This window comes from uncultured Marinobacter sp. (assembly GCF_963974375.1).
In the GTDB taxonomy this organism is placed as follows: Bacteria; Pseudomonadota; Gammaproteobacteria; order Pseudomonadales; family Oleiphilaceae; genus Marinobacter.
Window position 1 is genome coordinate 1 of sequence record NZ_CAXBDN010000325.1, and the last position, 4124, is coordinate 4124.

A 4124-nucleotide genomic window follows, 5' to 3' on the forward strand; every position below is an offset into this window, starting at 1 on the left:
CACCCGATGTGATCCGGCTGACGGCCCCGAACCCCAGCATCATGACCGGACCAGGCACCAATACCTACCTGCTGGGCAACGCCAGCGGCGGCTGGTCGGTGATTGATCCGGGCCCGGCTGATTCGGTGCACATCCAGCGCATCATGGAGATCACCGGTGGCGATATCCGTCAGGTCATCACCACCCATACCCATCGGGACCATTCCCCCGGCGCCCGCCCGCTGAAGGAACAGACCGGTGCCAAGCTGGTGGGCATGCCGCCTCCCGGCGACCCGACCCAGGATCACGACTATGTGCCGGATCAGATCCCGGTGGACGGTGACCTGATCGAGACTGCCGCTGGCACCCTGAAAGTGCTGCATACCCCGGGTCATGCCTCCAACCATCTGTGCTTTCTGCTGGAGCAGGAACAGATGCTGTTCGCCGGCGATCACATCATGCAGGGTTCAACGGTGGTGATTAATCCACCGGACGGAGATATGAAAGACTATCTGAACTCCCTTGACCGGCTGCTGCAGGAGCACATCCGCTGGATTGCCCCGGCCCACGGCTTCCTGATCGGCCATGTGCAGTCGGTCATCGACTGGCTGATGACCCATCGCCTGACCCGGGAACGCAAGGTTGCCAAAACCCTGGAAAGTCACGGCCCGGGTACGCTGAAGGAGCTGACCAAACACGCCTATGACGATGTACCTGCAGCAATCCACGGCCTGGCCAGCAGGTCACTGCTGGCGCACCTGATCAAACTGAAGAAGGACAATCGGGCCCGTGAGAACGGGGAGTTGTGGGAAGTGGTCGAAGGCTGAAGCTCTGGTACAGCCCCTTCACAATGCCCAGATAAATATCTTCCGCTAACGGGGGCCCGTTTTGGGTTCCCGTAGCGAATAAACTCTCAGACTCTCCTCATAGGATGTGCTGGTCACTTTGTTGCCGCCAATCGCGGTGAAGTCCAACCACCTGCCCTCTTCAGGCAAAAACCTGCCTAAAGCGAAGTAAGTGTGCTCAACATTGAGAGGAATTTCTTCGGTCCCTTCGGGTTTCCGAAACAAGAAATGGCCGTCAAACTCCTCACTAACGACATAGAACAGCGTGGCGATCAGTCGACCATCTGCGTCCCTTTCAAGATCCTCAAGAAATCCTTTACTTTCACGCCTGGCATGCTCCGGGATAAATCCGGCCGCTAACTCGATGCCCTTCACATCAAGCTCCCAGCTATCACCCGGTGAGAGTTGTTGATCAGGCAGCGCAAAAAGCAGGTTCAGCAGGCTTCGTTGCTTTTCTTCCAGGAAAAACGACAATAGCCGACCATTCTCTTTTGAGAAATCGCCAAGTAAAACCACCTTACCCGCATTGTGCCTGATCTTCTCCCGCTCGTACTTTGCTTCAGGAGTCTCGGGAGATCCGTCATTTGGATCGGGCTCAATGCCCGTCACAGCGACGCGCAGGAAGTCATCCTGGCTCCAAAGTTGGGTGATAAAGGTAGCATCAGGGAGATCAAGCGATTTCAGCTCCCGCTTAATTTCACGCCGCTTTTCCTGATCCTCCAAAACATCAAACCCACTGATCATTAACGGCTTATAAACTGCCACCTCAGTATTCACTGTCTCGTATTCCAGCGACTCGGGCCCAAGGTCAGCCCAGGCCAAACGAACATCACCGGACAGCGATTGACAGGCCGTCAGGAACAAAACAACCGAAGCCAGAACCAGTTTTTTCATGCAGAAACCCTGTAATAGAACGCCGAGGCGCTGGCACCAAGCAACTGGGTTTCCAAGCTGGTACCCGCAAAAAAACCTACAGCCGTAGTACTTCTAAGAAACCTTTCAATCTGAAATCTGGGCACACCCATCGGAACTATCCCCCCCTTTAAAACCATAGCACCCACATTGTTCGCTATTTGCATCAACTCGTCCCTGCTGCAACTTAGTCGTGCCATACAAATTTCTACAGGATCCGACATCCAGATAGCGCAAGAAATACTGCCGCTGATCTGTTTTCCGGCTCCAAGTGACTGAACAATGAGGCCACCGTAGAAATCATTTCCCTGATAAACACCATTTTCAGGACGGGAGTAGCCAGCATAGATACTGCCAATACGACTTGATGGAAAGTCATCTAGACTCCAAGAGGCATTGGCAAAAGGCAGTGAAATCGAGATACCTCCGGAGAAACCGCCGCCGTATCCAGATAATTTCACAACCTCCCCGGAACTGGCATTTTCTATTGGGAGAGTAATATTCCCGGCGCCGATCTCAAGCCGGAAAATCGGGGTGCCGACTCTTGCATTTCCGCCACCTGAACCCGCAATTCCCCATCCAGTACTTACAATTTCCATAGTCATCGCTCCCTGACAAAGAATAAATTAAATTATTTTCAAACGCTTAAAATCCGGAAACATTGTGTATCCATTATTTTTTTACTTAAACTGCTGAACATCTTGCTTCCGGAAGTCACTCTACCGCGCGCAGATTGTGAAGGTGGCTCGGAATGGCACTGCGGCAATGAGACCGGAATAACGATTCAGACAGTTTCGAAGGTACAACACTAGGCAGATAATTCGGATGCATCGCACTCCTTGCGCTGATATGGCGGAATGCCGCCTGAGGTGGAAATCAGAAAGCTGGCTTCAGTCCCGAAGCCGCTAACCAGTGAAACATATTAAAGTGCCAGATCAAAAAATCAACCAGCAACATTTCGAAACACAAAGCGTCACGTTTTTACCCGGCAATCCTTGCCACTCCATTAAACCTTCGTCAAGCTGCTATTGTTAGCGTCTTCAAGTCAGGTAGCCTTGCCGGTTCACCAGGCCCGGAAACAGAGAACGGGCGCGCATTTCAGGCGCTGCCGATCGGCGGTCGTTGAGAGGGTTCATGACGTTTCAGTTTCGCCATTGCATTGGCACTACCATTTTGCTGACATCACTGTCTCTTGCAGGGCTACCTCATGCCTGGGCCGAGGACGATCCTGATGGGCCGCTTCAGGTTATCGAGCTGCCGGAGGATGAGTCTGTCGAAGATATCCCCCCGCCGGAAACCAGTGCACAGGCGGCTGACGAAGCATCCGGCGACAACGCCCGTCGCCCCATCGATGAGATAATTCCCGATCCTGCCGCCGATACCGCCGCCGGCTCTGCAGGCGATGACAGGAAGACTGACGCTGAGCCAGAGCAGCCTCAGCAGCTGGACGCAGATGCCAGCTCAGACGACGAGTCATCGGAGGCTGTCCTCGCCGCCCGTGATGACATCAATAATGAGGCCGACGACTCAGACCGTAATAGTAATGAGGAAGACCGGGACCTGGCCAGTGGTGACGATCTGGCCGCTGTCGAAGAAATGCAGGAAAACACCGACACTTCCGGACAGGGCACGGAATCCACTGACGCCGACCCTGAAGTGCGCCGTCTGCCAGAAACCGTGGTGGTTGCCGAAACCCTTCCGGCACAGGCACAAACCTTCAGACTGCTCAGTGGTGAGGTGTTACCCGGCACCACCGCACGCCTGGCCTGGTCGCCGGACATCCAGATTGCCGGTCTCAGCCAGCCGACTCCGGTGCTGGTGGTCAACGGCGCCCAGCCGGGGCCGGTGATGTGTATGACCGCTGCGGTACACGGGGACGAGCTCAACGGTATCGAGATCATCCGCCGCATTGTTTATAACCTGAAGCCCCGGGAGCTGTCCGGGACGGTGGTAGGCGTTCCTATCGTCAATCTGCAGGGATTCCAGCAGGGCAGTCGTTATCTGGCGGATCGCCGGGATCTTAACCGTTATTTCCCGGGCAGCCCTGATGGCAGCCTGGCTCACCGTATTGCCCACTCACTGTTCGAACAGGTCATCAGCCACTGTGACATGCTGGTGGATATCCACACCGGCTCACTCAAACGCACCAACCTGCCCCAGTTGCGGGCCAACATGAACGATCCAGATGTAGCGGAATTCAGTCGGGGCTTTGACTCCATGGTTGTGGTCCACAGTCCCGGCAGTTCCGGCATGCTGCGCTCGGCGGCGGGTGATATTGGCATCCCGGCAGTGACCATGGAGGTGGGTGAATCCATGCGCATTCAGGAAGATCAGATTGAGGCGGGCGTGAACAGTATGACCAGTCTGCTGGAGCGCCAGCGCATGACC

Annotated in this window: 4 protein-coding genes; 2 read left to right on the top strand and 2 right to left on the bottom strand. The window is 55.1% G+C overall.

Features of this window, described 5'->3' with window-relative positions; genetic code table 11:
• On the top strand, positions 1–806 hold an 806-nt coding region (locus AAC035_RS19250), incomplete at its 5' end, for an MBL fold metallo-hydrolase (RefSeq protein ID WP_339806728.1).
• A 45-nt stretch (positions 807–851) separates the two neighbouring features.
• Here the strand turns inward: AAC035_RS19250 and AAC035_RS19255 are convergent.
• Together AAC035_RS19255 and AAC035_RS19260 are read right to left on the bottom strand one after the other, a co-directional pair.
• Positions 852–1718: a hypothetical protein gene (locus AAC035_RS19255; RefSeq protein ID WP_339806729.1), complete on the bottom strand. Its 867-nt coding sequence runs from the start codon at positions 1716–1718 to the stop codon at positions 852–854.
• On the bottom strand, positions 1715–2335 hold the full coding sequence (locus AAC035_RS19260) for a hypothetical protein (protein WP_339806730.1): 621 nt from the start codon (positions 2333–2335) through the stop codon (positions 1715–1717). Before AAC035_RS19260 ends, AAC035_RS19255 begins: the two co-directional genes overlap by 4 nt.
• A gap of 535 nt (positions 2336–2870) precedes the next feature.
• On the opposite strand from AAC035_RS19260, the gene AAC035_RS19265 reads away from it, so the two are divergent.
• On the top strand, positions 2871–4124 hold a 1254-nt coding region (locus AAC035_RS19265; RefSeq protein ID WP_339806731.1), incomplete at its 3' end, for a succinylglutamate desuccinylase/aspartoacylase family protein.